24 protein-coding genes are annotated in these 26,498 nt (G+C 58.0%); 14 read left to right on the top strand and 10 right to left on the bottom strand.

All coding sequences use genetic code 11. From position 1 onward, the window contains the following. Nucleotides 1-302: 302 nt before the first annotated feature. A complete protein-coding gene (locus tag B5F94_RS09980; protein WP_087329844.1) occupies nt 303-830 on the top strand; it encodes a nitroreductase in 528 nt (175 codons plus the stop codon). Between the two features lie 48 nt (nt 831-878). Here B5F94_RS09980 and B5F94_RS09975 read toward each other — a convergent pair whose 3' ends face one another. Further along, the gene (locus B5F94_RS09975; RefSeq protein WP_087329842.1) at nt 879-2,243 is read right to left on the bottom strand and encodes a sigma-54-dependent transcriptional regulator; all 1,365 of its coding nucleotides are present in this window, start codon (nt 2,241-2,243) and stop codon (nt 879-881) included. A 15-nt stretch (nt 2,244-2,258) separates the two neighbouring features. After that, nucleotides 2,259-3,725 (bottom strand): two-component system sensor histidine kinase NtrB, encoded by a 1,467-nt coding sequence (locus B5F94_RS09970; RefSeq protein WP_087329840.1) that lies wholly within the window; start codon nt 3,723-3,725, stop codon nt 2,259-2,261. Between the two features lie 182 nt (nt 3,726-3,907). Here B5F94_RS09970 and B5F94_RS16225 point away from each other — a divergent pair, with 182 nt between their 5' ends. From B5F94_RS16225 to B5F94_RS09915, 12 genes are all read left to right on the top strand, one after another. Next, nucleotides 3,908-4,207, top strand: coding sequence for a hypothetical protein (locus tag B5F94_RS16225; RefSeq protein ID WP_143383278.1), 300 nt, complete (start codon nt 3,908-3,910; stop codon nt 4,205-4,207). 19 nt (nt 4,208-4,226) lie between these two features. Then, on the top strand, nt 4,227-5,633 hold the full coding sequence (locus B5F94_RS09965; RefSeq protein ID WP_087329839.1) for an SLC13 family permease: 1,407 nt from the start codon (nt 4,227-4,229) through the stop codon (nt 5,631-5,633). A 56-nt stretch (nt 5,634-5,689) separates the two neighbouring features. Then, nucleotides 5,690-7,450: an acyl-CoA dehydrogenase family protein gene (locus tag B5F94_RS09960; protein ID WP_087329837.1), complete on the top strand. Its 1,761-nt coding sequence runs from the start codon at nt 5,690-5,692 to the stop codon at nt 7,448-7,450. A 141-nt stretch (nt 7,451-7,591) separates the two neighbouring features. Beyond that, on the top strand, nt 7,592-8,368 hold the full coding sequence (locus B5F94_RS09955; RefSeq protein ID WP_087329835.1) for an enoyl-CoA hydratase-related protein: 777 nt from the start codon (nt 7,592-7,594) through the stop codon (nt 8,366-8,368). A 77-nt stretch (nt 8,369-8,445) separates the two neighbouring features. Next, nucleotides 8,446-9,606 (top strand): thiolase family protein, encoded by a 1,161-nt coding sequence (locus tag B5F94_RS09950; RefSeq protein ID WP_087329833.1) that lies wholly within the window; start codon nt 8,446-8,448, stop codon nt 9,604-9,606. Between the two features lie 35 nt (nt 9,607-9,641). Next, nucleotides 9,642-10,502: a 3-hydroxyacyl-CoA dehydrogenase family protein gene (locus B5F94_RS09945; protein WP_087329831.1), complete on the top strand. Its 861-nt coding sequence runs from the start codon at nt 9,642-9,644 to the stop codon at nt 10,500-10,502. Then, on the top strand, nt 10,495-11,295 hold the full coding sequence (locus tag B5F94_RS09940) for an enoyl-CoA hydratase/isomerase family protein (RefSeq protein ID WP_087329829.1): 801 nt from the start codon (nt 10,495-10,497) through the stop codon (nt 11,293-11,295). The genes B5F94_RS09945 and B5F94_RS09940 overlap by 8 nt, the downstream gene beginning before the upstream one ends. A 21-nt stretch (nt 11,296-11,316) precedes the next feature. Beyond that, nucleotides 11,317-12,474, top strand: a complete 1,158-nt coding sequence (locus B5F94_RS09935; RefSeq protein WP_242965651.1) for a CaiB/BaiF CoA transferase family protein — start codon at nt 11,317-11,319, stop codon at nt 12,472-12,474. Between the two features lie 39 nt (nt 12,475-12,513). Then, nucleotides 12,514-13,695: a CaiB/BaiF CoA transferase family protein gene (locus tag B5F94_RS09930; protein ID WP_158100275.1), complete on the top strand. Its 1,182-nt coding sequence runs from the start codon at nt 12,514-12,516 to the stop codon at nt 13,693-13,695. Nucleotides 13,696-13,743: 48 nt separating this feature from the next. Beyond that, nucleotides 13,744-15,018, top strand: a complete 1,275-nt coding sequence (locus B5F94_RS09925; protein WP_087329823.1) for an SLC13 family permease — start codon at nt 13,744-13,746, stop codon at nt 15,016-15,018. 32 nt (nt 15,019-15,050) lie between these two features. Then, on the top strand, nt 15,051-16,016 hold the full coding sequence (locus B5F94_RS09920; protein ID WP_242965650.1) for an NAD(P)H-dependent flavin oxidoreductase: 966 nt from the start codon (nt 15,051-15,053) through the stop codon (nt 16,014-16,016). Between the two features lie 299 nt (nt 16,017-16,315). Continuing rightward, entirely contained in the window at nt 16,316-17,302 is a 987-nt protein-coding gene (locus tag B5F94_RS09915) for a hypothetical protein (RefSeq protein ID WP_087329819.1), read from the top strand. Nucleotides 17,303-17,350: 48 nt separating this feature from the next. Here B5F94_RS09915 and B5F94_RS09910 read toward each other — a convergent pair whose 3' ends face one another. The 3 genes from B5F94_RS09910 to B5F94_RS09900 form a co-directional block, all read right to left on the bottom strand. Further along, a complete protein-coding gene (locus B5F94_RS09910) occupies nt 17,351-18,397 on the bottom strand; it encodes a DUF4179 domain-containing protein (protein ID WP_087329817.1) in 1,047 nt (348 codons plus the stop codon). Then, entirely contained in the window at nt 18,387-18,872 is a 486-nt protein-coding gene (locus B5F94_RS09905) for an RNA polymerase sigma factor (protein WP_087329815.1), read from the bottom strand. The genes B5F94_RS09910 and B5F94_RS09905 overlap by 11 nt, the downstream gene beginning before the upstream one ends. A 110-nt stretch (nt 18,873-18,982) precedes the next feature. Next, entirely contained in the window at nt 18,983-20,071 is a 1,089-nt protein-coding gene (locus B5F94_RS09900; RefSeq protein ID WP_087329813.1) for a PTS transporter subunit IIC, read from the bottom strand. A gap of 382 nt (nt 20,072-20,453) precedes the next feature. On the opposite strand from B5F94_RS09900, the gene B5F94_RS09895 reads away from it, so the two are divergent. Then, nucleotides 20,454-21,887, top strand: coding sequence for a M20/M25/M40 family metallo-hydrolase (locus B5F94_RS09895; protein ID WP_087329811.1), 1,434 nt, complete (start codon nt 20,454-20,456; stop codon nt 21,885-21,887). Here B5F94_RS09895 and B5F94_RS09890 read toward each other — a convergent pair. From B5F94_RS09890 to B5F94_RS09870, 5 genes are all read right to left on the bottom strand, one after another. Further along, nucleotides 21,880-22,125 (bottom strand): RNA-binding S4 domain-containing protein, encoded by a 246-nt coding sequence (locus B5F94_RS09890; RefSeq protein ID WP_087267740.1) that lies wholly within the window; start codon nt 22,123-22,125, stop codon nt 21,880-21,882. The genes B5F94_RS09895 and B5F94_RS09890 overlap by 8 nt on opposite strands. Nucleotides 22,126-22,206: 81 nt before the next feature. Further along, on the bottom strand, nt 22,207-22,482 hold the full coding sequence (locus B5F94_RS09885; RefSeq protein WP_087267743.1) for an HU family DNA-binding protein: 276 nt from the start codon (nt 22,480-22,482) through the stop codon (nt 22,207-22,209). A 59-nt stretch (nt 22,483-22,541) separates the two neighbouring features. Continuing rightward, nucleotides 22,542-23,330, bottom strand: coding sequence for a nucleoside triphosphate pyrophosphohydrolase (gene mazG / locus B5F94_RS09880; protein ID WP_087329809.1), 789 nt, complete (start codon nt 23,328-23,330; stop codon nt 22,542-22,544). A gap of 37 nt (nt 23,331-23,367) precedes the next feature. Next, on the bottom strand, nt 23,368-25,128 hold the full coding sequence (locus B5F94_RS09875) for a putative polysaccharide biosynthesis protein (RefSeq protein ID WP_242965649.1): 1,761 nt from the start codon (nt 25,126-25,128) through the stop codon (nt 23,368-23,370). A gap of 12 nt (nt 25,129-25,140) precedes the next feature. Next, a complete protein-coding gene (locus B5F94_RS09870) occupies nt 25,141-26,442 on the bottom strand; it encodes an amidohydrolase family protein (RefSeq protein WP_087329807.1) in 1,302 nt (433 codons plus the stop codon). Nucleotides 26,443-26,498 lie beyond the last annotated feature (56 nt).

Raw genomic sequence — 26,498 nt, 5'->3', positions numbered from 1 at the left:
ACCTCACATTCATTTGTGTGGGGATCAACCCCGGAGGGCGATCAGGAGCAGTACCACCCCGGTGATCGCCAGGACAAGGGCCAGGTATCCGATGACTTTCATTTTCATGCTATGCCGCTCCTCTCCTCAGATTGCCCTGCACGGCATTATATCATACCTGAAATGGCTTGTCAGCCGAAAAACAAAGGGCCCAGGGGGCAAAATAGAAAATTCTGTGAAAATCGCCTCCTTTACGATGGGGCTGGAAACGAGTATACTGAGTTTAGTAATCACAGCCCCAGAGGCGGAAAGGAAGTTGGATTATGAATCAGGAAGCGCTGAAGGTACTGGAAGAGCGGCGCAGCTGCCGGGCCTACAAGCCGGAGCAGATCACCGAGGAGGAGCTGCAGGCGGTGCTGAAGGCGGGCACCTACGCCCCCACCGGCATGGGCAGACAGTCCCCCATCATTGTGGCCGTGCAGGACAAGGAGATCATCGCCGCTTTGAGCAAGCAGAACGCCGCCATCATGGGCAAACCGGATATGGATCCCTTCTACGGCGCCCCCACCGTGCTCATCGTGCTGGCCAACAAGCAGTTCCCCACCTGGTTCTATGACGGCTGCTGCGTCATGGACAACCTGCTCAACGCCGCCGAGGCCGTGGGGCTGGGCTCCTGCTGGATCCACCGGGCCAAGGAGGAGTTTGAGTCCGCCGAGGGCAAAGCTCTGCTGGCCAAGTGGGGCATTAAGGGCGACTACGAGGGCATCGGCCACTGCATCCTGGGCTACTGGGCCGACGAGAAGCCCGCCGCCCCCGCCCGCAAGGACAACTACGTCTATTATGTGCGGTAAAAGCCGTCAATAAGCAAAAAGCGCGCCGAAAGGCGCGCTTTTTGTGTTCTAAAGAAGTTGTGGTCGGTCCCGATTGGTGTTAATCAATCCATATTTTTTAAGCTTGTATTGCAGGGTGCGTCTGGAGATGCCCAAGGCGGCCGCAGTTTTTTCTCGGTGTCCGCCGTATTTTTCCAGTGCGTTAATAATGGACATCATTTCCTGTTCGGAGAGGGAAAGCTCCGGTGCATTAAGGGATGGGCACGGCTGGTTGACAAAGCAGCGGTCGGTTACATAAGTTGGAATGTCATGGATTTTGATATAAGGGCCTTCGGCCATGGCTACCGCACATTCTACCGCGTTTTCCAACTCTCGCACATTTCCCGGCCACTCATACTGGTGGAGGATAGCTACCGTTTCATCGTCAAACCCTCTGATATTCTTTCCGTTGAGTTCCGCATGGGTATGTAAAAAGCCCTGGGCCAGCTCATCCACGTCGCCCAGTCGTTCCCGCAGGGGAGGAATGTGGATTCGAATAATATTCAGGCGGTAGTAGAGATCCTCACGGAATTTTCCCTCCCGCACCTGGTCTTCCAGGTGCTCATTGGTGGCGGCAATGATCCTTGCCTTGACAGGCAGCTGAGCCACGCCGCCTACCCGGGAAAACTGCCGCTCTTGCAGGACTACCAGCAGGCGGGATTGCAGGCTGAGGGAAAGAGTACCAATTTCATCCAGAAAAAGGGTTCCCTCTCCGGCCAGTTCAAACTTGCCTTTCTGCTGGGTAACAGCCCCGGTAAAAGCGCCCTTTTCGTGACCAAACAGAATACTTTCAATCAGGGTAGGCTGAATAGAGCCGCAGTCCACATGAACAAAGGGTTCCTTGGCCCGATTGCTGGCAAAGTGGATAGCTTTGGCTACGACGCCCTTTCCAGTGCCGCTTTCACCGGTAATCAATACATTTGATTTGAGGTTTTTAATTTTTTCAATGGTGTTGCGGATTTCGTTGACTTGAGGCGAAGAGCCCCAAAAGGCTGGTGTTTGGTCATCTCCGATCCGCTTGTGAAGGACCTGATGGGAGGGAAGCAGCCGGTTGATCTTATTGAGCAGCTGGCTGACATCAAAGGGCTTTGTAATGTAGTCGCTGGCCCCCAGCTGCATAGCTTTTACCGCGCTTTCAATGCTGCCGTATGCAGTCATCATAATGATGACGGGCTTTCTCCGGACAGTTTTAAGATGATCCAACACCTGAAAGCCATCACACCCGGGCATCTGGATATCCAGGAGCAATACATCAAAGCTCTGTTCATCAAGGAATTGTTTGGTTTGCTTGCCGTTATTGCTGACTGAGACAATAAAACCCACTTGCTCCAACTCGTGGCGCAGAATATGACAAATTCCCTGCTCGTCATCCGATATCAAGACTCGCGTGTTCATTTGGCTCGCTCCTTTTTATCCGCCATCAGTCTGCTTTGAAACCGGCAAGCGGATCAAGCATACCGTTTTTTTGTCCTTTGAAGAAGTAATCGAGATTTGACCGCCATATTTCTCCAATGTTTGTTTAACAATAAAGAGACCCAGGCCGGTACCGGTGCGTTTGGTGGTTACATAGGGGTTGAAAATCTTGTCGCCCAGTTCCGCTGGGATGCCGCTGCCGGTGTCGGTAATGGCTACATTAATTATTTGCTGCTGGGGATCATAGCAGCTTTTTACATGGATCTCGCCGCTTTGCTGAATGGCCTGCATAGCGTTGAGCAAAACATTCAGGAAAATCTGCTGGATATGGATGCTGTTGGCACGGATTTTGGGGGTCGCCGGATCCAGATCCACATCAATTTTCACCAGACGATCAAACTTTTGACGCTCAGTCATAGTGACACAGGCAGAAATAGCGGCGTTCAGGTCAATATCACTTACCTGACTGCTCTCAATTCTTCCGTAGGAGAGCATTTGATCCACCACCGCGTCAATCCGGCTGGCGGAGTACTGAATGATCCGCATAGACTCCATACGGGTCTGCTCGGTGCAAGTGTTGGAGAGGGCGATTTTAGAACACCCCATAATGTTCATCAGGGGATTTTTAATGTCATGTGCCAGTCCCGCTGCAATATCGCCCAGTACACCAAATTGACGTAGCTGCTCCAATTCCAGTTCCATCATTTTTTGCCGGGTGACATCCTGTACCACCATAACAGCGCCGCTGATCTGCTCTTTACTGTTTTTCAGGGGCGAAATGACAAAATGAAAGATTTTCTGTTTGGTTTCATGATAAATGGTCAGATTTTTTCCGGTAGCGTCGCTTTTTCCTTCTGCCAGATCCTTGATGGTCTGTGCAATTTGGGTTGAGGCGGCGTCATCAAAGGAAGAGAAGAAATTAGTGCCTACATATTCCGTGGGCAGGTCAAACATATCAATGGCATATTGGTTGGAAAGAAGAAGACTTCCATCGGTTTGCAGCGCCAATACAGCAGAGGTGATGCTTTCAAAGACAGCGCCAATCAGTTCCTGGTTCTGGATAATCTCATTGTTGAGTCTGGTAATTTCCAGATTGACTTTGGAGTAGCTTTTCAGCCAAATAATATCTTTTTCGTCAAAAGGCCCGTCTTTTTTGCAATAGACGTTGTAACAGGCATACTTGTCGGTCTCTCGAAAACGGATCACCAAAATATAGACGCCGCGATACAGGATATTTTCCACCGATTCACCATTGCTGAGTCGGTGCTTATTTTTTTCCAAAAACTCTTCAGGGATCTGCCGGTCCACCCCGTTCAGGTCCTCCCAGGCATCAACATAAATGGTTCCGCGAAAAGAAATGGTGGTAATAGAGACCCAATCTGCTCCAATCAGACGATAAATCCCACGCTCTTTCAGTTTCAAAATAGTTTCATTAGCAATACAGGAAGGATCAGGGAACAGCATAATATTCACCTCGAAACAGTCAGTTTGTAGTAGACAAAACCTGCTTTAAACCCTTTTTGTACGGGAATTGAGATGATTTAACGGAGCTGAGGGCCGCCTTTTGATGTATATCGCTAGTATATCAGATTTATTTTCTCTGTACAATCCACACTTTTGCAGCGTCAAAGAAAAAAGAGTTGCACTTGAAAGAAAAAGAGGATGTGCAATTTGTGCAATTTCTTGTTTGGTGCACATGGCAAAGTGCAAATTTTTGCACAATATCTAAAGTGCACTTTTTTGACCTGCGGTTTTGTTTCCGGCCGGAACTGATTGCCGCACAGGGGCTGGCAAACTTTTTTCATGTAAAGTGCAGTCTTGGCACACCCATTGCAATAATACTGGGGCAGCAGACGCGATTTGTATGCAAGGTACGATCTGATCTGACTCAAGAGAGAGAAAAGGAGGGAACCTTGGGCGCGGGAAAAGAGGTAAGAGCCTTGTGACGGTAACGAAAGGGGTTGAATGACCATTAAAGCGAAGAAATTGATCGGCGGCATTTTGGGTGTTGTTTTGGCAGTGGCCATCTCACTGTGTCCCATACCTGAATTTTTAAGTGAAGTGCTGACCCGAAATTCCTTTATTGCGTTAGGTTGTCTGGTAGGCGCGGTTGTCTGGATGCTGCTGGATGTTTTGCCGGACTACCTGGCCACCACCGCAATGTGCGTGGCCTGGGTGGTAACGGGTGCGGTTCCGCTTTCCACGGCGTTTATCACCTTCAGCGGTTCCACCTGGTGGCTGCTGTTCGGCGCGCTGTGTATCGGCGTGGCAGCCTCCCAGTCCGGTCTGCTCAAGCGCATGGCGCTGCAAATGATGAACATTTTCCCGGCAAATTTCCGTGGCCAGTCCATTGCCATGGTGGTTTCCGGTATTGTGATCTCCCCCCTGATCCCCAGCACCGCGGCCAAATCCGCCATTGTGGCGCCGCTGGCCCGCAACATCAGCGAATCCATGGGTTATGAGCCCTGCTCCAAGCCGGCCAATGGTATGTTTATGTCCTTCTACACCGGCTACGTCTCCGCAGGCATGGGCTTCCTCAGCGCATCGTTTATCAGCTACTCCCTGGTGGGACTGATGCCCGAGGGACAGGAGATCGGCTGGTTCGACTGGTTCCTGTATTCCCTTCCCTGGCTGGTGGTAGCCATCCTGCTGATGACCATTGCCATTCAGATCATGTACCGGCCCAAAAATGATCAGCCCGTCTCCAAGGAGTCCATTATCTCCCAGCTGAAAGAAATGGGTCCCATGACGGGCAAGGAGAAGATCACTCTGGCAGTCATGCTGGTTTGTCTGATCCTGTGGATGCTGGAAAAGACCCTGGGGATTTCTTCCGCCATGGTGGCTGTTGCCGGCGGTCTGGTTCTGATCGGCGCAGGGGTCTTTGGCCGTCAGGAGTTCCGTTCCAAAATTGCGTGGGACAGCATGATCTTTATCGGTACGTTCCTGTGTATCTCCGATGTATTTGCCGCCCTGGGCATCAATGACGCTGTGAAGATTCTGCTGGGCGACTCCCTGGCGCCCCTGATCCAGAATCCCTGGATTCTCATTCCCTCTCTGTGTCTGCTGACCTTTGTGATCCGTTTTGTGGTTGTGTCCTGGACCGCTTCCGCCGTCCTGATCACCACCATTCTGCTGCCCCTGTGCTCGGTCTACGGCGTGCATCCCTGGATCGTAGCCTTTACCTGCTACTGCAGCACCAATACCTGGAACGTGATCTACCAGAATACGCCCTACATTGCGGCTCTTGTTGCCACAGACAACAAGCTGGGTACCCACAACCAGCTGCTGCCCTTCTCCGTGGTATATATGATTACCTCCACCATCGGCTGTATGGCCTGTATCCCTCTGTGGATGCTCCTGGGCCTGTGCTGAAAAACGGGAAACTATTATCAACTTAAGATCAAACAATTTGTAAGGAGGAACCTGTAATGGCGAAGAATTTCTTGTTTAATCCCAGTACCTATACCGGCGAGGGCCTGGACGCCAAAACTGTAGAGGTCATGAAGAGCACCATCGCCCGTCTGGAGCATCACGGCCTGCGGGAGATGAAGATGGACGATGTAAACAACCGCTATGCCGAATACTTTGTCAAGCACGAGAAGGACATCGGCGCCTTCGCCCTGATGCTCACTCCTAAGGGATACGGCAAGGACCCGGAAAACGCCATGTTCGACCTGCGCCGCATCACCGAATACAACGAGATGCTCAGCTTCTATAACCTGGCCTGCCGCTATATTTTCCAGGTGTCCATTCTGGGCCTGGGCCCCATCTGGATGAGCGACAACGAGTATATCAAGAACAAGGCTGCTCAGGACCTGATTGACGGGCGCGTGTTTGGCTTCGGCTGCTCTGAGAAGGAGCACGGCGCCGACCTGTATGCCAACGAGATGTGCATCACCGAGCTGCCTGACGGCAAGATGCGTACCGACGGCGAGAAGTACTATATCGGCAACTCCGATCGGGGCCTGATCTCCACCTTCGCTCGCTTTAAGGACAAGGACGGCAACTGGGGCGACTGGGCCTGGGTGCAGGCCGATCCCAAGGACATCCACTACAACGACAGAAAGCACATCAACGCCTCCTACCTCCACACCGGCTATGTGGGCGAGTACCTGCTGGTGGACTATCCCACCGATGAAAAGAACCTGATCACCCGGGGCCAGAAGGCCTGGGACGACGCTCTGGCCACCGTCAACATTGGCAAGTTCCAGGTGGGCGTCTCCCCCATCGGCGTGGCCACCCACGCGTTCTACGAGTGCCTGCACCACTCCTACAACCGCTGGCTGTACGGCCATCGCGTCACCGATATGCCCCACGTCCGCAAGATGTTCGTAGAGGCCTATCTGCGTACCGTCGGTATGCGTCTGTTTGCCTTCCGTGCCATTGACTACTTCAAGTCCAGCTCCGCCACCGACCGCCGCTACCTGCTGTTCAACCCCGTCTCCAAGATGAAGGCCGCCCTGGAGGGCGTGACCGCCGTGTACCAGCTGTTTGACGCCGTGACCGCCCGGGGCTTCGAGTCTGAGACCTATATGGAGCAGGCCACCCGCGATATCCAGTCCTCTCCCCGCCTGGAGGGTACCGCTCACGTCAACCTGGCCCTCATCCTCAAGTTCATCGACGGCTACTTCTTCCACCACGAGGACTACCCCGAGCTGCCCAAGCTGGGCCAGAGCGACGACTCCTGCGTGTTCCACCAGAGCTACGGCAAGATGAGCGACGTGACCTTTGCCGACTACCGCAAGGTGCTCAACGCCTGTGAGCTGCCCAACGTGAAGGCCTTTGCCAAGCAGGTTGAGGCGCTGCGGACCCTCTTCGAGAAGTATCCCATTCCTCCCAAGGAGCGCACCAACCGCCAGAACATGGATTATATGCTCAACCTGGGCCATATGTTCACCATGGCGCCCTATGCCCAGCTCATTCTGGAGGCGGCCAAGCTGTACGACATCGAGGACGAGATCATCAACCAGATGTTCAGCTTCTATGTGACCGATATGGCCACCTATGCCACCAAGCAGCTGTCCAGCCAGGAGAACGGCGAAGGCAGAGACGCCCTGCTGCTGGAGATCATCAACACCAAGCCCGTTCACGACAAGGCTGAGTATGACCGCATTTGGGACGAGACCATCCTGCCCCTCACTGACGCCTATATCATCAACGACGCCACTCGTTACTCCACCAACTGGTAACCACGGGATCGCCCGAACCAGCGGATGCTAACACGCCTGCCTGCCGGAGCCCCTGAGCGTTTTCCTTCCATCCGGCAGGCAGGCGTTCTCATTCCCGGCAAAGTGCAAACCAATATCCTAGAACAGACGGGAGACGTTTCTATGGAATTTGAGCATTTTACATTAACTGTAACGGATGATATTGCGGTATTCACGGTGAATCGTCCCCAGGTTCGCAACGCAATGAACGAGGCCTGCTGGAAGGAGCTCTCTGCCTTTCTGGACTGGGTCGACCAGACGCCCACATTAAAGGGCATCATTATTACCGGCGCCGGTGAGAAGGCCTTTGTGGCCGGCGCTGATATCAACTTCCTGAAAGAACGCACCATGGTGTCTGCGCTGGAAGTGCTGGCCCAGCGTACCCTTCGCAAACTGGCTGCCTGCAAGCTGCCAGTGATCGCAGCGGTGAACGGTTACGCCTTCGGCGGTGGCTGCGAGCTGGCCATGGCGTGCGACATCCGTATTTCCTCGGAAAAGGCGGCCTATGCCCTTCCGGAGCTGGGGCTGGGCATTCTGCCTGCCGGCGGAGGAACCCAGCGCCTGGCCAAGCTGGTAGGCGTGGGCCGGGCCAAGGAGATGATCCTGACAGGACGCATCGTAAAGGCGGAGGAGGCCCTGGCCATGGGCCTGACCACCAAGGTGGTGGCGCCGGAGGAATTGATGGATGCCGCCTTTGAGACCGCCCGTTGCATTGCCCAAAAGGGACCCTTTGCGGTCCGTCTGGCCAAGCAGGCGGTCAACGCGGCCCTGTCCACCGACGAGGATACCGGTATGATGATCGAGACTCTCAGCTATGGCCTGGTCATCGCAAGCGACGACCGCATGGAGGGCGTGACCGCCTTCCTGGAAAAGCGCAGCCCTGAATTTTCCGGCCATTAACCGGACCCAATTACATTGTTACCCCCCAAAAACCTTTCATTAACTATCCTGCATAAGCAAAGGAAGTGAGGAACATCATGAGAGATGTTGTCATCGTTGCATACGGCCGCAGCGCAGTTGCCAGAGCCGGAAAAGGTTCCCTGAAAAACACCAATCCCATCGAATACAGCGCTCAGGTGCTGCGGGGCGTACTGGATAAAGTGCCTCAGCTGCCTGCGGAAGCCATCGAGGACGTGATTCTGGGCTGCGCCAAGCCGGAGCTGACCCAGCGCTACAACATCGGCCGCCTGGTGGCCCTCCGGGCCCAGCTGCCCTACAGCGTACCCGGTCAGACCGTCAACCGGTTCTGTGCCTCCAGCCTTCAGGCCATCTCCACCGGCGCCAATATGATCCGCAGCGGCGAGGCTGAGGTGATCGTGGCCGGCGGCGTGGAATCTATGACCGACATCCCCTACATGGGGATCGGCAACCCGGAGTTCCGCAACCCGTGGCTGGACGATCATGAGCCCGGCGCCTACATGAGCATGGGCATCACGGCGGAAAACGTGACCGAGCAGTACGGCATCAGCCGGGTGGAAATGGAGGAATTTGCCGTAGAAAGCCATCAGAAGGCGGCAAAGGCTCAGGACGCCGGTATTTTGGCTGAAGATATCATTCCTGTGGACGCCGTGGACGACGAGGGCAACAAGTTTGTGTTTGACAAGGACGAGTGCATCCGTCCCAACAGCAACCTGGAGGCTCTGGCCAAGCTGAAGCCCTGCTTCAAGCCTGACGGCGTGGTCACTGCCGCCATCTCCTCCCCCACCAACGACGGTGCCTCCATGGTGGTGCTCATGTCGGCGGAAAAGGCCCAGGCTCTGGGCATCCGGCCCCTGGCAAAGTATGTGGGCTATGCCGTCACCGGCGTGGACCCCTGCTACATGGGTATCGGCCCCATTTCCGCCATTGAAAAGGTTATGAAGCTCACCGGCCATACCGCCGATGAGATGGATGTGATCGAGCTCAACGAGGCCTTTGCCTCCCAGGCCATCGCCTGCATCCGTACGCTGAATCTGGATATGGCCAAGGTCAATATCAACGGCGGCGCCATCGCGCTGGGCCATCCGTTGGGCGCCACCGGCGGCATCCTGGTCAGCAAGGCGCTGTCACAGCTCCACCGTCAGAACGGCACCTATGCTCTGGTCAGTATGTGCATCGGCGGCGGTATGGGCGCTGCCGCCATATTTGAGGCCTGCTGAGCATCCGTCTGCGAATTGATAAAGGAGAATGTCGAATGGAAAAAATTCATAACGTGTGCGTCATCGGCGCCGGCGTCATGGGCAGACAGATCGCCTTGAACGGGGCTGTAAGCGGATTTCAGGTGGCACTGACCGATTCCTTCCCCGCCGCACTGGAGAAAGCGGGAGCATGGGCCAAGTCCTACCTGACCACCTCGGTGGAAAAGGGCAAAATGACCCAGGAAGAGATGGAGGCGGCGCTGGGCCGTCTGACAGTGGATCAGCCTCTGGAGGATGCGCTGAAGCAGGCGGATCTGGTGATCGAGGCCATTATTGAGGAGGAGGAGGCCAAGCGGGAGCTGTTTACCACCGTCAGCAAGATCGCGCCCGCCCACGCCATTGTGACCTCCAACTCCAGCTACATCCCCTCCTCCGTATTTGCTCCCCTCTTTTCCGATCCCGGCCGGCTGGCCAACCTGCACTACTTCAATCCCGCTATGCGGATGAAGCTGGTGGAGATCGTCCGGGGTGAGCACACCGCCGATGAGACCATCGATACCCTGAAGGAGTTTGTGTCCGCCGTGGGCAAGACCTATATCGTGGTCAACAAGGAGATCGAGGGCTTTGTGGTGAACCGTCTGCTGCGGGCGGTGCAGGACGAGGGATACTTCCTGCTGGAGAACGGTATTGCCTCCTTTGAGGATATCGACAAGGGAGCCGAGCTGGGTCTGAATTATCCCATGGGCCCCTTCCGGCTGATGGATCTCACCGGCCTGGACATCAACTACTACAACCGCCAGCGGCACTATAAGGAGACGGGCGACGAGGCCGACCGTCCCCCCCGTGCGCTGGAGGAGCGCTTCCTCCGGGGAGACTACGGCAAAAAGACCGGGAAGGGCTGGTATTCCTATGAGTGACCCTGTGGGCAATGAATTGCTTCGGGTTAGCCGCAGCGGAGCCATCGCGACGATTACGCTGAACCGGCCGGAGGTCAGCAATGCCCTTGCTTCCGAATCTTATACTGCGGTGGCGGAAGCTCTGGAGGCCTGTGGAAGAGATCCGGAAGTCCGCGTTGTCGTTATCACCGGTGAGGGAAAGCACTTTTCCGTCGGCGGCGATATCCGTAAATTCCGGGGTTATATTGAAAGCGGAACCTTCATTCAGCGGGAAAATGTGATTCGGGCCGGCAGAATGACCCAGGCGGTCCGTACCTGTCCCAAGCCGGTCATTGCCATGGTCAATGGCGCGGCGGCGGGCGCAGGCTGTGCGCTGGCTCTGTCCTGTGATTTCCGGATCATGACCCCCAAGAGCAAGCTGGGGATGTCCTTTATCAATATGGGCCTGTCCGGCGATACGGGATGTATGTATTTCCTGGAACGCATGGTAGGGGCGGCAAAGGCCTGCGAGCTGATGATGCTGGGCAGTATGGTGGACGGCCAGGAGGCGCTGCGCCTGGGGCTTGCCAGCGGACTGGTACCGGAGGAGCAGCTTCAGGCGGAGACGCTGGCGCTGGCGGAACAGCTGGCCCGGATGCCCACCCAGGCCATTGCCCGTCAGAAGCGGTTGAGCTATGAGTTCTTCTACCGTGATCTGGCGCAATTCAACCTCCGGGAGGCCGATTATATGTATGAGACCTCCCGCACGCCGGACTATAAGGAAGCGGTCTATGCCTTCCTGGAGAAACGAAAGCCGGAATTTACAGGACAGTAAGGAGGGTGTAATGTGAAACAGATGTTATCTGATATCAAGGTTCTGGATCTGACCACCACCGTGGCCGGAGCGGGTGCCGCCGCCATGCTGGCCGACTACGGTGCCCTTGTGGTCAAGGTGGAGGGTCCTGACGGCGATCCCCTGCGGAAAATGCCGCCTTTTCTGGAGGGTGAAAGCCTGGTCCACTGCTGGTTCAACCGGGGAAAGCAGTCTGTAGTCCTGGATCTGGAGACAGAGCGGGATGTTGCTGTCCTTGGTCAGATGATGAACGGAGCCGATGTGGTGGTGGAGGACTTCAAGCCCGGATATCTGGCCCAAAAGGGGCTGGGTTACGATGCGGTCTCGGCCGCCAATCCGGGACTGATCTACTGTTCCGTCACTCCCTTCGGTCAGACAGGCCCCTACCGGGATAAAGAGGGCAATGATCTGATGTCTCAGGCTCTCTCCGGCGTCATGGAGATCACCGGAGAGATGGACGGTCCCCCGGAAAAGCACGGTACGCCGGTGGGCGATTACGCCGCCTCCCAGAGCGCGTACTCCGCCATTGTGGCGGCCCTCTGCCTGCGGCTCAAAACCGGTGAGGGACAGGCCATCGACGTGTCCACCATGCGCAACCTGATCTGGCTCAACAGCGCCGTGGACCGGATCAATGTCAATGTCTACACCACCAGAGAGGGCAACCACCATCCCGCCCTGTCCCCCTTCGGCCTGTTCTACGGCAACAACGGCCAGAGCGTCATCATCTGCGGCCTCAACGCCAAGATCTGGAGCTCTCTATGCCATATCATCGGCCATCCGGAGTATATCGACGATCCCCGCTACTCCACCGTAAGCCAGCGTACCGCAAACCGCTTTGAAGTAGTGGAGATGCTGGAGACCTGGCTCAAGACCTTTGACAACATCCAGGACGCCATCAAGCTGCTGGAAGAGGGCAACGTCCCCTCCTGCCAGGTCTATGGCGCCAAGGAGGTCTTTTCTGATCCCCACTACACCGATGCCCAGGTGGGCTGGCTGGTGCAGGCGCCTACCCCCACCAGCCTCCAGGCCAAGGGAAAGGCCACCTATCTGACCCACAGTACCAACGCCAAATTCTCCAAAACCCCCGGCAAGATCGGACAGGCGCCCGATCTTGGCGAACACGACAGCGCTGTCACCGCACAGTTGGGGCTGAGGGAATGACTGTCATCCCATGACGCGATGTGTAAAGGAGGAAAAACGATGCAAGACCTGCTTTCGGGACTGAGAGTCTTGGACTTCACCACCAATGTGGCCGGGCCGGTGGCCACCGCCATGCTGGCCGACTACGGCGCTTCCGTAATCAAAGTGGAACGCCCGGTGCGGGGCGACGATAACCGCAGCTTTCCCCCCATGATGGATGGCCAGGGCTTTATCCATTTCTGGTGCAACCGGGGAAAACAGTCCATTACCATCGATCTTGGCGATCCGGACGGAAAGCGTATTGTCGAACAGCTGGTCCGGGAGTGCGATATCGTGGTGGAGAGCTACCGCCCCGGTATCATGAAAAAGTTCGGCATGGACTATGAGAGCTTTGCCGCCATAAAGCCGGACATCATCTATTGCTCTGTGTCTGCCTACGGGCTTGTGGGGCCCTACTCCAAGCGGCCCGGCTATGATCTGATTGCCCAGGCCATGTCCGGCCAGATGGATCTAAACGGCGAGGCCGATGGCGCACCCATGAAAAGCGGCATGACTCTGGGCGACTACTGGGCCGGACTGAATGCCTATTCCGCCCTGGTGACCGCCTGGTTCCACCATATGAGAACCGGCGAGGGACAGATGATCGACGCCTCTCTGCTCCAGAACCTGTTGTTCAACAACGACACGGTGCTGGACTACAACATCGGCCAGTACAAGACCCGCTCCGGCAACGATCACCCCTACCACGCCCCGTACGGTCAGTTCAAGGGACCGGACGGACGCTACCTTATTATCTGTGTGGAACGGGACGATGTCTGGGCCCGGCTGGCCGGCCTGCTGGGCCATGAGGAGCTGGCGGGACTGACCGAGCAGGAGCGTATTGATCACCGCCTGGTACACCGGAATATGATCGAGGAGTGGCTTGGGGGATTTGAGACCACGGATCAGGCGCTGAAGGCCCTGGAAGAGGCAGAGATCCCCAGCTGCAAGGTCAGCAACATGAAAGAGGTCAGCACAGATCCCCATGTACTGGAGAATGAGTGGCTGACCCAGGTGGACCTACCGGAGGATATCACCACCCTCCGTTCCTGGCTGACCCGCAACGTCAACGTCACCTTTTCCAAAACGCCCGGCGTTTCCAAACCCTCTCCCGCGCTGGGCAACTGCAACTACAGTGTACTGGAGCGGCTGGGCATGACGAAGGACGAGATCGATCAACTGCAGAAGAAGTGGAATCCGTAATTCAAACCGTTGGGTGCCCCAGCCAAGTATACCTGAGGAGGTAATGTTATGCCCCAGCTGGTCATAGCGCTGATCATTACTGTGCTGGTTATCATCTCTTTTGCCGTACAGGTGATACCCCTGCCTCTGACTGCCATGTTGGGGGCTCTGGCAATGGTGGTTTTTGGCATCATTGAACCTGCCGACGCCATCTCAGCTTTCGGTTCTGATACGGTTATGATGGTGGCTGGGGTGATCATCATTGGCAATGCCATTTTTGAGACAGGTCTGGCAGAAAAGCTGGGCGCTTCCATCCTGAATCTGCCTATCATCGGCGGCAAGGAAAAGCGGCTGCTTCTCATTGTAATGATCATTATTACCGTGTTGTCCGCCTTTGTCAGCAATACCGCCGCCGTAGCCATGTTCCTGCCTCTGGTGGCCTCCATTGCCCAGAGCTCCAACGGGAAGATCAAAAAGAAGAACTGCTATATGGCCATGGGTATTGCGTCGGTGGTAGGCGGTTTCTGTACCCAGTCCGGCTCCACGCCCCAGATGGTGGCGCAGGAGATCCTGCTGGAAACTGATGGCCTGCGGGGACTGACCTTTTTTGAACTGACCAAGATTGGTATCCTCATTGCCATTGTTATGTTCATTTACTTCCTCACGGTTGGCTACGGGCTTCAGGAGCGGTGCTTCAATTTCCCTGAGGTTCCCAATACCAGCACGACTCAGCAGAAAGTTTCGCAAAGCACCTGGAAGCAGGCTGTTTCCGGCCTGATTTTGGTTGGCTGCGTCATTGGCTTTATTTCGGGTGTCCTTAGCTTTGGCATTATTTCTCTGTTGGGTGCCTGTGCCTGTATTCTGACCGGCTGCATTTCCCAAAAGCGGGTGTTTGAGACCATGGACTGGTCTACCATCATTGTGCTGGGCGGGTCCATCGGATTTGCCAACGGCATGGAAGAGAGCGGCGCGGTTAACCTGATCGGCGATGCGCTGGTCAACAGCTTCGGCCAGAATGGCGGAAATGTTCTGTTGGTCTTTGGAATGATCATTCTGCTGACTGCCCTGTTGAGCAATGTGATGTCCAACACGGCCACAGTGGCGGTATTGGCCCCTCTGGGCATTGATGTGGCGCTGAAAATGGGCGCTGATCCCATTACCTTTGTGATCGGAATTATTATTGCCAGCAATCTGGCCTTTGCAACGCCCATCGGAACGCCGCCCATGACCATGGTGCTGATTGGCGGCTACCGTTTCTCGGACTATGTGAAAGTAGGCGGACTTTTTAACATCATCGCAGTGATTGTCACCATATTTGCCGTACCGCTGCTCTATGGATTTTAAGATGCTACATTCCGGAACGGAAAGGAGAACTTATGATGAAAGCCTCTGCGCTCTGTGACCTGCTTCAAATTCAGTATCCCATCATGCAAGGAGGGATGCAGTGGCTGGCGACCCCGTCTCTGGCCGCGGCAGTCTCCAACGCAGGAGGGCTTGGTACCATAAACGCCTCTCTTTCCGAGAACCGGCAGGAGTTGATTGCGTTGATCCAACGGACCAGGCAGCTGACCGACCGTCCATTTGCACTCAATATATCCATGCTTCCCCATCTGGCGGCCGGAGATCGCACCGATGAATTTATGGAGGTGGCGATTCAGCAGCAGGTACCGGTCATCGAGACCTCAGGCAGATCGCCGGCGGACTACGTGCCCGCGCTGCACCGGGCCGGGTGTAAGGTCATCCATAAAGTAGCCTCGGTAAAGCACGCCCTCAAAGCGGAGGCTGCCGGCGTGGACGCTATCAGTATGATCGGCTTTGAGGCCGGCGGACATCCCGGCATGGACTATGTGGGTACCTTTGTGCTCCTGCCCAGTATTGTGGCTGCGGTCAAGCTCCCCGTTCTGGCGGGCGGCGGTATTTGCGATGGAAAGAGCTATCTGGCTGCCCGGGCCTTGGGGGCCAGCGGCGTGATTATGGGTACCCGCTTTTTGGCTTGTAAAGAGTGTCCTCTGCATGAAAACTTCAAAAATGTGATGCTCCAGGCCACGGAAAAAGACACTTTCCTGGTACAAAAGACCATTAAAAATGCCTGCCGAGTCTGGAAAAATCAGGCGTGTACCACGCTTTATGAACTTGAGGCCCACGGAAATCCCACTTTGCAGGATGTGCTTTACATTGTCAACGGCCGCCGACAGCGGCAGTGCTATGAAAGTGGAGACGTCCAAAGCGGGTCTTTCCCGGTGGGACAGTGCGTCGGACGCATCCACTCCATCCTCTCTGCCAAAGAGATTATCGAGGAGATGGTGAGAGACGCGGAAGAGCAGCTTAACGCACTGCTGTAGCGCCGGAACGCCCACAGACACTTCTACGCAATGTCAGAACCCATGTATCAGCAAGCTGCCGGTATCTTGCGGCCTGTCTTCAGTCTGCCGCCGACTTGCATTTTCCCGTAAATCCACTTGGGAGAGCATCCCAACATCGGTTCCGGTTCCGTAAGGTGTGGCTGCAAAAAGCGGAGATCCAATGGTCTTTGCACCTTCCCCCGGGTGCATGGTCATGTGCCCGGGGGAAGGTGCATTTTGTACCGCTGTGCCGGGACTTCTTTTCATCCATCCCGTTGTGCAGAAAGGAGGGCCAGCAGATGCTGAAAAGATGGAAACGAAAAAATAATCTGTTTCTTTTGAAGGACAGGGTAACATTAACCAAACTGGCCCTGGCCTCCTATATCGGCTTCTTTCTGGTGTGGGCCCTGGGTTTTCAGGCCACTGCCAGCATCAGCGTCAGCGCCATCATGACCATTCCCCATGGCTCCACCGTAAGCAGGACCAGCACCTACATACGAAAGCGGATGCTGGCGCAGGTTATTGGCGTGGCTGTGGCCTATCCTCTCTATCTGTGGTTTCGGTGGGTTCCCTGGCTGCACGACTCCCAGCGGCTGGCTCTGCCTATGACATTGTCCCTTCTTATCACAGCGGCCATCAACCGAAAATTGCGTCTGAACATTGCAGATATCACCATGCTGATGCCCGGCTATCTGGTGATCCTCATGACCCCCGGCTATGAACTCTATCCACTGATGCGGCCGGTTTATGTGCTGCTGGGCGTACTGATCGGATATGGCCTGAATGTGGTGCTCTTTGCGCCGGATTACGGCATCCTGGTGGAAGACAGTCTGAAGGAGCTGCAGGAGCGGCTGTGCCCGCTGATGGAGCAGACGCTGCCCCTTTCCCAAGTACAGCGGACAGATCTGCTTCGGACCTCAGTGCAGTTGAAGAATACCAAAACATACCTGCTTTATCTGCGGGAAGATAAAAAAAGGTATGCTGCTTATGAAAGCAGGCTGGCCCAATTTGAGGCCCATCTGGGGGCATGGGAGGCGGTATCCGGCGTTTTACAGATGGATTTGCCGGAGGGAGACTGTGACTATTACAGGACTGTCCGAAGGCTTTTTGAGCAGCACAGAGGTATCCTGGACGGGAAAAGTGCCGCCCTGGATGAACTGGCCTATCCATCCGGGCAAATGCTCTCTCACGGAGTTCCCCTGGCTCGGCTGATCTGTTATGCCCAAGCATTGTCTGTTCTTTCCGGTGTAGTGGAGCCCCCCCTTCAAATAGGAGTGCAAATATAAAGACGCTTCCTGAAACCAGGAAGCGTCTTTATGGAGTATTGCCGGGCTTTACGCCAGGGGGATCTCCACCCCGCAGACTGAGATGGAGGCCAGGTTTTCCACGTCCAGGGGGGTGTCGGGGCGGCGGACCAGATGAATCCAGCCGTCCTCCGTGGGGTCTGTGCCGCCGCTGCACCCACTACAGGCTTGGTCGTCCATCATAGGAATGGCGGTGCCGTCCTTGGTGTAGAGGGTGATGTCCTGGTACTCCACACAGCCATACCAGCCGTCGGGGGCGTTTTTGGGGACCCAGCTGTGGTGACCCTTGAGGGCCTCCCCCTCGATATGCACATACACACTGAGGGGAGATACCACCACTTCCGTAATGGTGGCGTCCACGTCCAGGGTGTGGACGGAGACATTGGGCTCCAGCCGGATGATGTGGTCCGGGTAGTTCAGGGTGGTGCGGAAGGTCCAGGTCTCGTCGCAGTCGTAGATCTCCTCATAGGAATATTCGTTACCGTTCCAGCCGGCATAGTGAAAGAGCTTGCCCAGCGTGACCTCCATGAGCTGACCGTGCAGGGATTCTTCATAGGAGGCGTAGTAGCTGGTGAGCAAAAAGCGGATCTGGTTGTCCGTAGGATCGTCGTCCTCCAGTTGGGTGTAGGTTCCCGCGCTGCCGTACTCCAGCTCCGGGAAGGTGGGGGAACCCCATTCGTCAAAGAAATACCCATTTTCCCAGTCCAGCACCGTCCCCTCCGGGGCGGTGAGGGTGACCCCCAGGTAGATGGTATAGTCGTCAGCCATGCAGTCGGTGAGAGTCATGGTCCAGCCGTTTTTGGTGATGGACTCCCCCAACTTCATGGCGCTCTGCCGGTATCCGGCGCTGTCGCCGAAGTAACTGCGCACCACCGGCGGCACCACCACCGCCGCACCCACCGAGCCCACCAGCACCGCCGCAAGCACGGCGGCCGCCACGGCGGTGCGGCTCCACCGGCGGCGGGGTCTTTGGGCGGGCTGTTCCTGCCGGGCTGCCAGAGCCCGGGCCAGTTCCTCCCTGCTCTCCTTCGTCAGCCTGATCTGGTCCAGTTCGTCCCGATAGCGTTCATCCATCATAGCAGTTCCCTCCCAGCTGCTGCCGTAGCTTGGCCTTGGCCCGGGCCAGGTGGGTGCTCACCAGGGCGGGACTCTGGCCCAGCAGGGCGGCGATCTCGTGTACCTCGTAGTCCTCATAGTACCGCAGGTAGAGCACCTGCCGGTATTTGGGGGGCAGGCGGTTGACCTGCTCCAGCAGGGAGCCGTCCTCCGGCTCCGGAGCCTCCACGCTCAGGTGGAGCCCCTCCTCCAGCGGCGCCCGGCGGCGGAACCAGGCGCTCTTTTTCCAGTTCTTGCACTGGTTGATGGCCACCCGCACCACCCAGGCCCGCTCCTGTCCCCGGTCAGGGAAGGTGCGCCCGTCGGCCAGCAGCTTAAGCAGCACCTCCTGACAGATGTCCTTGGCGTCGTCCAGGTCCCCCAGCCAGGTGTAGCCCAGGCGAATGATGGCGTCGGCATAGCGGTCCACCAGCTCCCGGGCCCGCTGTTCCTCCATGGCCCTCCCTCCTTTCACCCTTATAACAACACAGACCGGCCTAATCTGTCAAAAGGCAGAAAAACCCGGCGCGGCAATTTGCCGCGCCGGGTTGCTATATATGGTGTAGATCAATCCAGCTTCAGATCTCCCTCTTTGATCCAGCCGATCCTGCGGAAGAACAGGCCGAACAGCCAGGTAAGGACGGCGGGGAGCACAAAGCAGATCAGGATCATTCCCGTCCAGTCGAAGGCGGTGATGGCGGCCTTGGCCCCGGTGGCCACGTCGTTGACCCAGCCGGTGTATACCCCGATGGGGCCCACCATGCCGCAGGTGCCCATGCCGGAGGCCACGCCGGAGGCCGGGTCGTTCATCTGGAATCCAAAGACACAGGTGGCCAGAGGCCCGGTAATGGCGGAGGTGAGAATGGCAGGCAGCCAGATTTTCGGATTTTTCACGATGTTGCCCATTTGGAGCATGGAGGTGCCCAGGCCCTGACTCACCAGGCCGCCCCAGCGGTTCTCCCGGAAGGAGAGCACGGCGAAGCCCACCATGTTGGCGCAGCAGCCCGCCACCGCGGCGCCGCCCGCCAGTCCGGTGAGGCCGATGGCGGCGCAGATGGCCGCCGACGAGATGGGCAGGGTGAGGGCGATGCCGATGACCACCGATACCAGAATGCCCATCCAGAAGGGCTGGAGGACGGTGGCCCACTTGACGAAGTCACCCAGGGCGGAGGCCGCCGTACCGATGGCGGGGGCCCACAGGGCGGACAGTCCCACGCCGGAGAGAATGGTCACCAGAGGGGTGACCAGCAGATCGATCTTGGTCTCTTTGCTGACCACCTTGCCCAGCTCGGCGGCAATGACGGCGATGAAGAGCACCGCCAGAGGTCCGCCGGCTCCCTTACCGCCGTCCAGGGTGGTGGAGCCCAGGGCGTTGGCGGCATAGCCCACCGTGGCCAGGGAGAAGAGCACCAGGGGGGGCGACTGGAGGGCGTAGCCAATGGCCACCGCCATGGCCGCGCCGCTCATGGCCGAGCAGTAACCGCCCACCTCCACCAGGAAGGCCAGCCCCAGCTGTTTGCCCAGGGTGTCCAGGATGGTACCGATGAGCAGGGAGCAGAACAGACCCTGAGCCATGGCTCCCAGGGCGTCCACGCCGTACCGCTTGGCGGAAATCACAATGTTTTTCTTTTTGAGAAATGCCGAAATCTGTCCCATAACCAGTTCCTCTGTCAAAAAGTCATTACAGGTGTCATGACACCTTAATGCACTATTATAATGCGTATTGAACAAAGCCTTGGCTTTGTTCAGGTGCAAGGTTTTTGGACAAAATATTTCAAAAACCTTGCACCTTCCGCTGATGCGTTGAGACGCACCAGCGGAAATACGCATTGTAACAATGGCTGAATTCCATAAAAGCGGCTTTCTTAAGCCGTTTTTATGGAATTGCGCGGCTATCGCCGCGCGAATAAACCGATTTACGGTTTATTCAATAGACATTATTATACCGGCGGAGGAGATTTTGTCAAGGAAAAGATGCCCCCTTTGGGGGAATGTGGTACAATGAAGAAAACACGCCAGAGAAAAAGGGAGAACGCATATGACATTATCTGATCGTCTCGGTTCCCGGGCGGACATCACCGCCGGGGTGATTACTACCTTCCGCACCCTGTCCCGCCATCCCCACCCCTCTCACCACGAGGAGGCAGTGGGTCAGGACTACATGGAGTTTCTCCGGGGCCTGGGCCTCTCCCCCGTCCGGGATGAGGCGGGCAACGTGATGGCGGACTGCCCCGCCACCCCCGGCCGGGAGGGGGAGCCTCTGCTCATCCTCCAGGGCCACATGGACATGGTGTGCGCCGTGGCTCCCGGCAGCGGGTTCGATCCCCTCACCGATCCGGTGACCATTCTGGAACAGGACGGATATCTGTGTACCGACCGCCGCTCCTCCCTGGGGGCGGACAACAACCTGGGCAATGCCGCCGCCCTGTGGGTGGTGAGCCGGGGGATAAGTCACGGCCCCCTGCGCTTCCTCTTCACCGTAGGCGAGGAGATGGGCCTGGAGGGGGCCAAGATGGTGGACCCGGCCTGGCTGGCGGGGGCGGCCTTTTTGCTCAACACCGACGGCTTCCACCTGGGCAGAGCCATTGTGGGCTCCGCCGGAGGCCGGCGGGAGTGCTGGACCCGGGCTCTGGATACCTGCCCCGCTCCAGGGGGTGAGGCTTGGCGCATTTCTCTCACCGGCGGCACCGGCGGCCACTCCGGCGACGACATCCACCTGGGCCGCATCAACCCTATCAAGGTGCTGGCCGCTTATTTGAAGGACCGGCCCGCCCTGGCGGTGGCAGATTTCACCGGCGGCTCCGCTTTCAACGCCATCCCCGCGGCGGCAGAGGTTGTGGTGGTGGGCCAAAAGCCCGACCTGGGAGCGCTGGAGGAGGCCCTTCTCCCCTTCCGGGCCACCGATCCCAACCTGAAACTGGACCTGTCCCCCGCCTCCCGGCCCGAGACGGTGTGGACGGCAGATTTCCGCCGGGAAGTGCTGGACCTGCTCACCGCCCTGCGCCACGGTGTGTACGCCATGGACCCCCAGTTCCCCGGCGTGGTGGGGGCCTCGGTCAATCTGGGCGTGGCCCGGCGGGAGGAAAATACCTTCGCCGTCCGCCTCTTCCTCCGGGCTGCCCGGCAGGAGGACGAGGGAGCCATGGCGGCGGACAACTGCCGGTTGGCGGAAGAGGCCGGCTTCTCCCTCACCGTCACCGGCTATCCAGGCTGGCCGGGAGATAAAAACAACCCCCTGGCCCAGGTGCTGGACCGGGTGTACCGGGCCCAGACCGGGCGGGGGCTGGAAATCAATATGGTCCATGTGGGGCTGGAGCCCTCGGTGTTCCGGGCGAAAGCGCCGGGACTGGTGATGGCCTCCACGGGACCGGATATCATGGACGCCCACTCGGTGGACGAGCGGGCGCCGCTGGCGGGGCTGGCGGATTACGCCCTGCTGCTGGCGGGGCTGCTGGAGGAGCCCCTCAGCTGAGCAGCTCCTTGTACAGGGCGGGGGCGTCGGCCTTGCCCACGTGCTCGGCCACCGACAGCACCTCCACTTTCACGGTGCGCTCGCCGAAGCGCAGCTCCAGCACGTCGCCTACCTTCACGTCGTAGCTGGCCTTTACCGGCCGGCCGTTGGCGGTGACCCGCTGGTTGTCGCAGGCCTCGTTGGCCACCGTCCGGCGCTTGATGAGCCGGGAGACCTTGAGCCATTTATCCAGGCGCATATTGAGTCCTCCTTGTTATAAAAAAACGTAATATTACAAAAGTGCCAGTCCTTCCGGACTGGCACTTTTTATCAGGTCAGATTACTGAGCCACGACGTCCTTCAGGGCCTTGCCGGGCTTAAACACGGGCACCTTGGAGGCGGGGATCTTGATGCTCTCCTTGGTCTTGGGGTTGCGGCCGGTGCGCTCGGCACGGCACTTCACCTCAAAGGCGCCAAAGCCCACCAGCTGGACCTTATCGCCCTCGGCCAGGCACTGGGAGATAACCTCGATGGCGGCGTTGAGCACGGCCTCGGTATCCTTCTTGGACAGGCCGGCCTTCTCGGCGGCCGCATTGATCAGTTCAGCCTTGTTCATTTGGTGCGTTCCTCCTGTTTGCTCTGTTATACTTGATATTTACTTAAGGCGGTGCGCCTTTAAGTTTCTTTGGCGTGTTCCCATAGCTTGTCCAGTTCTTCCAGAGTCATGCCCTCCATGGACTGATTCTGGGCGGCGGCCTGTTCCTCCACCTTGGCAAACCGGCCGATGAACTTGTCGGTGGCCTTGCCCAGCGCCACCTCCGGGTCCACCTTCAAAAAGCGGGAGACGTTGACGGCGGAGAAGAGCAGGTCGCCCAGCTCCTCCTCCACGTTGGTGCCCTCAGCCACGGCGGTTTTCAGCTCCTCCAGCTCCTCGGACAGCTTGTCCAGAGCGCCGGAGATATCCGGCCAGTCGAAGCCCGCCTTTTTGGCCTTCTTCTGCACCTTCTCGGCCCGCCACAGGGCGGGCAGAGAGCGGGCCACGGCGTCCAGGGCGTCGGTGTTGGTGGCCTGGCCCTTTTCCTTGCGCTTGAGCTCCTCCCAGTTGGTGAGTACCTCACCGGTGCCCGATACGCTCACATCCCCAAACACATGGGGGTGGCGGTAGATGAGCTTTTTGCACACGCCGTCGGCCACATCGTCCAGATTGAACCGGCCGGCCTCCTGCTCCATGCGGGCGTGGAAAAGCACCTGGAGCAGCACGTCCCCCAGCTCCTCCTTCAGGTGGTCGGGGTTCTGCTCGTCGATGGCCTCCACGGCCTCATAGGCCTCCTCCAGGAAGTTGCGGCGGATAGACTCATGAGTCTGTTCCGCGTCCCAGGGGCAGCCGCCGGGGGCGCGGAGGATGCGGACGATCTCCTCCAGGTCCCGAACGTCATAGAAATCCTTATACTGAAAATCTACCATATTTCAAGGCCTCCTGCAACCTCTTTTTCCAAAAAAGTCAGCGAATCCGCAAGAGTTTCGCGATCTTGTCCCCCTTGGGCATCATTTCCAGATCCTCCTTGGACAGCACCTTCAGCACCACGATGAGGATGACGTACACCACCGCGCCGGCCAGGATGCCGCCGCCGGTGGCGATGGCGTTCTTGATAAAGGAGCCGGAGAAGTACCGGGCCAGCAGGCCCTGGCAGCCCCAGGCAGCTGCAGCCATAACGACCGAGGCGATGAGGGGCTTGACAAAGACGGGAATGAGCCGGGGGGGATTGGGCACCATGCGCTTGATGACGATGAGGTTGAGCACCGACACGATCACGAAGCAGGTCAGAGTGCCGATGGGGGCGCCGAAGATCATGAACTTGGGGTTGCCCACCAGGGTGTAGCTGACGATGACCTTGGCCACGCCGCCGATCACCATGGTGATGATGGGCAGGTTGACAATGCCGTTGGCCTGGAGGATGGCGGAAGCCACCACCTGGATGCACACGAAGAGGGCGGCGATGCCCAGGATGGACAGCAGGGGTCCGGCAATGGTCTCATCCACGTTGCCCACGGTGAGCAGCTGGATGATGGGGGTGCCCAGGGCGAACAGGCCGAAGCCGCAGGGCAGGGCGATGAGAGCGGAGATGCGCATGGCGGACTCGGTGGTGCGCTGGGCGCCCCGCCGGTCCCGCCGGGCGATGCAGGCGGACACGCCGGGCACGATGCAGGCGGTCAGCGGTACCATCAGGTTGAAGGGCAGGTTGTAGATGCTCATGGTTTTGCTGTACACGCCGTACAGCTCCCGGGCGGAGTCCAGAACGGGGTTGAGCTGGGTGTCCGGATTGGTGAGCACCTCGGCCTGGAAGGCGGCCAGGTTTTCCTGGAAGATGGCCACGGCCTTGGGGAAGATGTCCAGCACGCTGTTGGAGATGCCGGTGAGGCCGTCCTGAATGGCGGTAAACACGGTCTGCAGCTGGCTCTGCACCAGGCCGGTGTCGATGAGGTTGACGATGGTCAGGGTGCAGGAGCTGAGGGTGATGGGGATGGCCAGCTTGAGCAGCCGGGACAGGATCTGTTTGGAGGTGTCGGGGGTGTCGTTGGAGGTAATCCGTTCCCGCCTGTTGGTGCGGATGTGGTTAAAGGCCAGGAAGGCCACCGACAAAATGGAGCCGATGGACACGCCCAGCAGGGCGCCGGAGGCGGACAGGCGGCTCTTCAGATCCTCGTCGGGGATGGCGGAGTTGAGGATGAGGAAGGCCAGCGCCAGGCCCAGGAACATCTTGGACACGGCCTCAATGACCTGGGAGATGCCGGTGGGCACCATGTTCATGTGGCCCTGGGCGTAGCCCCGGAAGGCGGAGCAGATGCAGGTGCACAGCACCGACGGGGACAGGGCCAGCACGGCAAAGACGGCCTTCTCATTCTGCAGCACATACTTGGCCACAATGGGAGAGAACACCGACATACACACGAAGCTGAACAGGCCCATGAACAGGAAGGCGAAGAAGGCCACCTGGAACACCTTGGCCTTCTGGTTCTGGCGGCCCAGGGTATTGCACTCGCTTACCGTCTTGGACAGGGCCACAGGCAGGCCCGCGGTGGAGATGGTGAGGAAGAAGGTATAGATGTTGTAGGCAGCGTTAAAGTCGCCGTAGGCCTCGTCAGGCAGCAGGGCGGTCAGCGGGATCTTGTAGATGGCGCCGATGACCTTGACGATGATGGTGGTCATGGCCAAAAAGGCCGCCGCGCCGTAGAAGGTATTTTTTTTCTGCTGGTTTGACAACGGTAGTCCCCCTTAGTTGTTCTGGAACAGCAGGGGCAGGGCGTAGTCCGCCACTTCCCGTCGTACCCGCTCCAGGTCGATGGTCAAAAAGTCCCCATCCTTGTATATGACCTTGCCCCGGGCCATATTCATGCACACATCGGAGCCGTGGGCGGCGTAGGCCAGGTTGGAGATGACGCTGTGGCAGGGGGTCAGGTTCAGGTGGGAGAAGTCCACCAGGATCAGGTCGGCCTCATACCCGGCCTGGATGACGCCGGTCTGGCGGCCCAGAGCCACGCCGCCGTCCCGGGTGGCCATCTTCAGAGCGTCCAGAGGCAGCAGGGCCAGGGGATCGCAGTTAGCCCCGTTGTGGAGGATGGCGGCAAACTTCAGGTCGCTGAAGAAGTCGGTGCAGTTGTTGGAGGACACGCCGTCGGTGCCCAGGCACACGTTGACCCCCGCCTTCTTCATGGCGGGCACCGGGGCGATGCCGCTGCCCAGCTTCAGGTTGGAGATGGGGTTGTGGATGGCGGAGATCCCCTTCTCGGCCATAATGGCCCAGTCCTCCGGGGTGGTCCACACGCAGTGGGCGGCAATGGCCCGGGTGTCCCACACGCCGTACTCGTCCAGGGTCTGGATGGGGGTCTTGCCGTGGCGGGCGATGCAGGCCTCATGCTCGGCGCGGGTCTCGGAGATGTGGACGTGCATCCCCAGGCCGTGCTCCCGGGCATAGCCGGCCATCCACTGCCACAGCTCCTTATGGGAGGTGTACTCCCCGTGGATGGAGGCGTCGATGCGGATCTGGCCGTCGTTGTAGTTGTGCCATTTTTCGGTGAGCTCCCGCTGGGCCACACAGTCGCCGTGGGTGGCGGGATCGAAGGTGTCCCCGAAGAGCACGCCGCCGCAGCACAGGTTGGCGCTGATACCGGCGGAGGCAGCCTCCTGGGCGATGATGTCGGTGTGCATATACATATCCGCGATGGTGGTGACGCCGGAGGCGATCATCTCCGCCAGACCCAGGGCGGTGCAGGACCGGACGGCCCGGTCGTCCCAGCGGGCCTCCACCGGGAAGATGTAGTTGTTCAGCCAGTCCTGCAGGTTGTTGCCGTCGCCGTAGCCCCGCATGGCGGTCATAGGCACATGGGTGTGGGCGTTGACAAAGCCGGGCATGAGTACGTTGCCCTTGCCGTCGATCTCCTGGTCAAAGGTCCCCTGAGGGCGGACGGTGCCCACGGAGACGATCCTGGTCCCCTCCACCGCCACATAGGCGCCGGGCAGGACGGTGCCCGCCTCGTCCATCAGCACGGCGGTGCAGTTGTGAATGAGAATGGACATAAACTGTTGATCTCCTTTATTTGTGATACAAGACCTTCCCCTGACTGGGGGAAGCT

The organism is Flavonifractor sp. An4 (assembly GCF_002161755.1).
Taxonomy (GTDB): domain Bacteria; phylum Bacillota; class Clostridia; order Oscillospirales; family Oscillospiraceae; genus Flavonifractor; species Flavonifractor avicola.
Note: the sequence above shows the minus strand (reverse complement) of the source record. Positions and strands in the feature narration are given on the sequence as shown.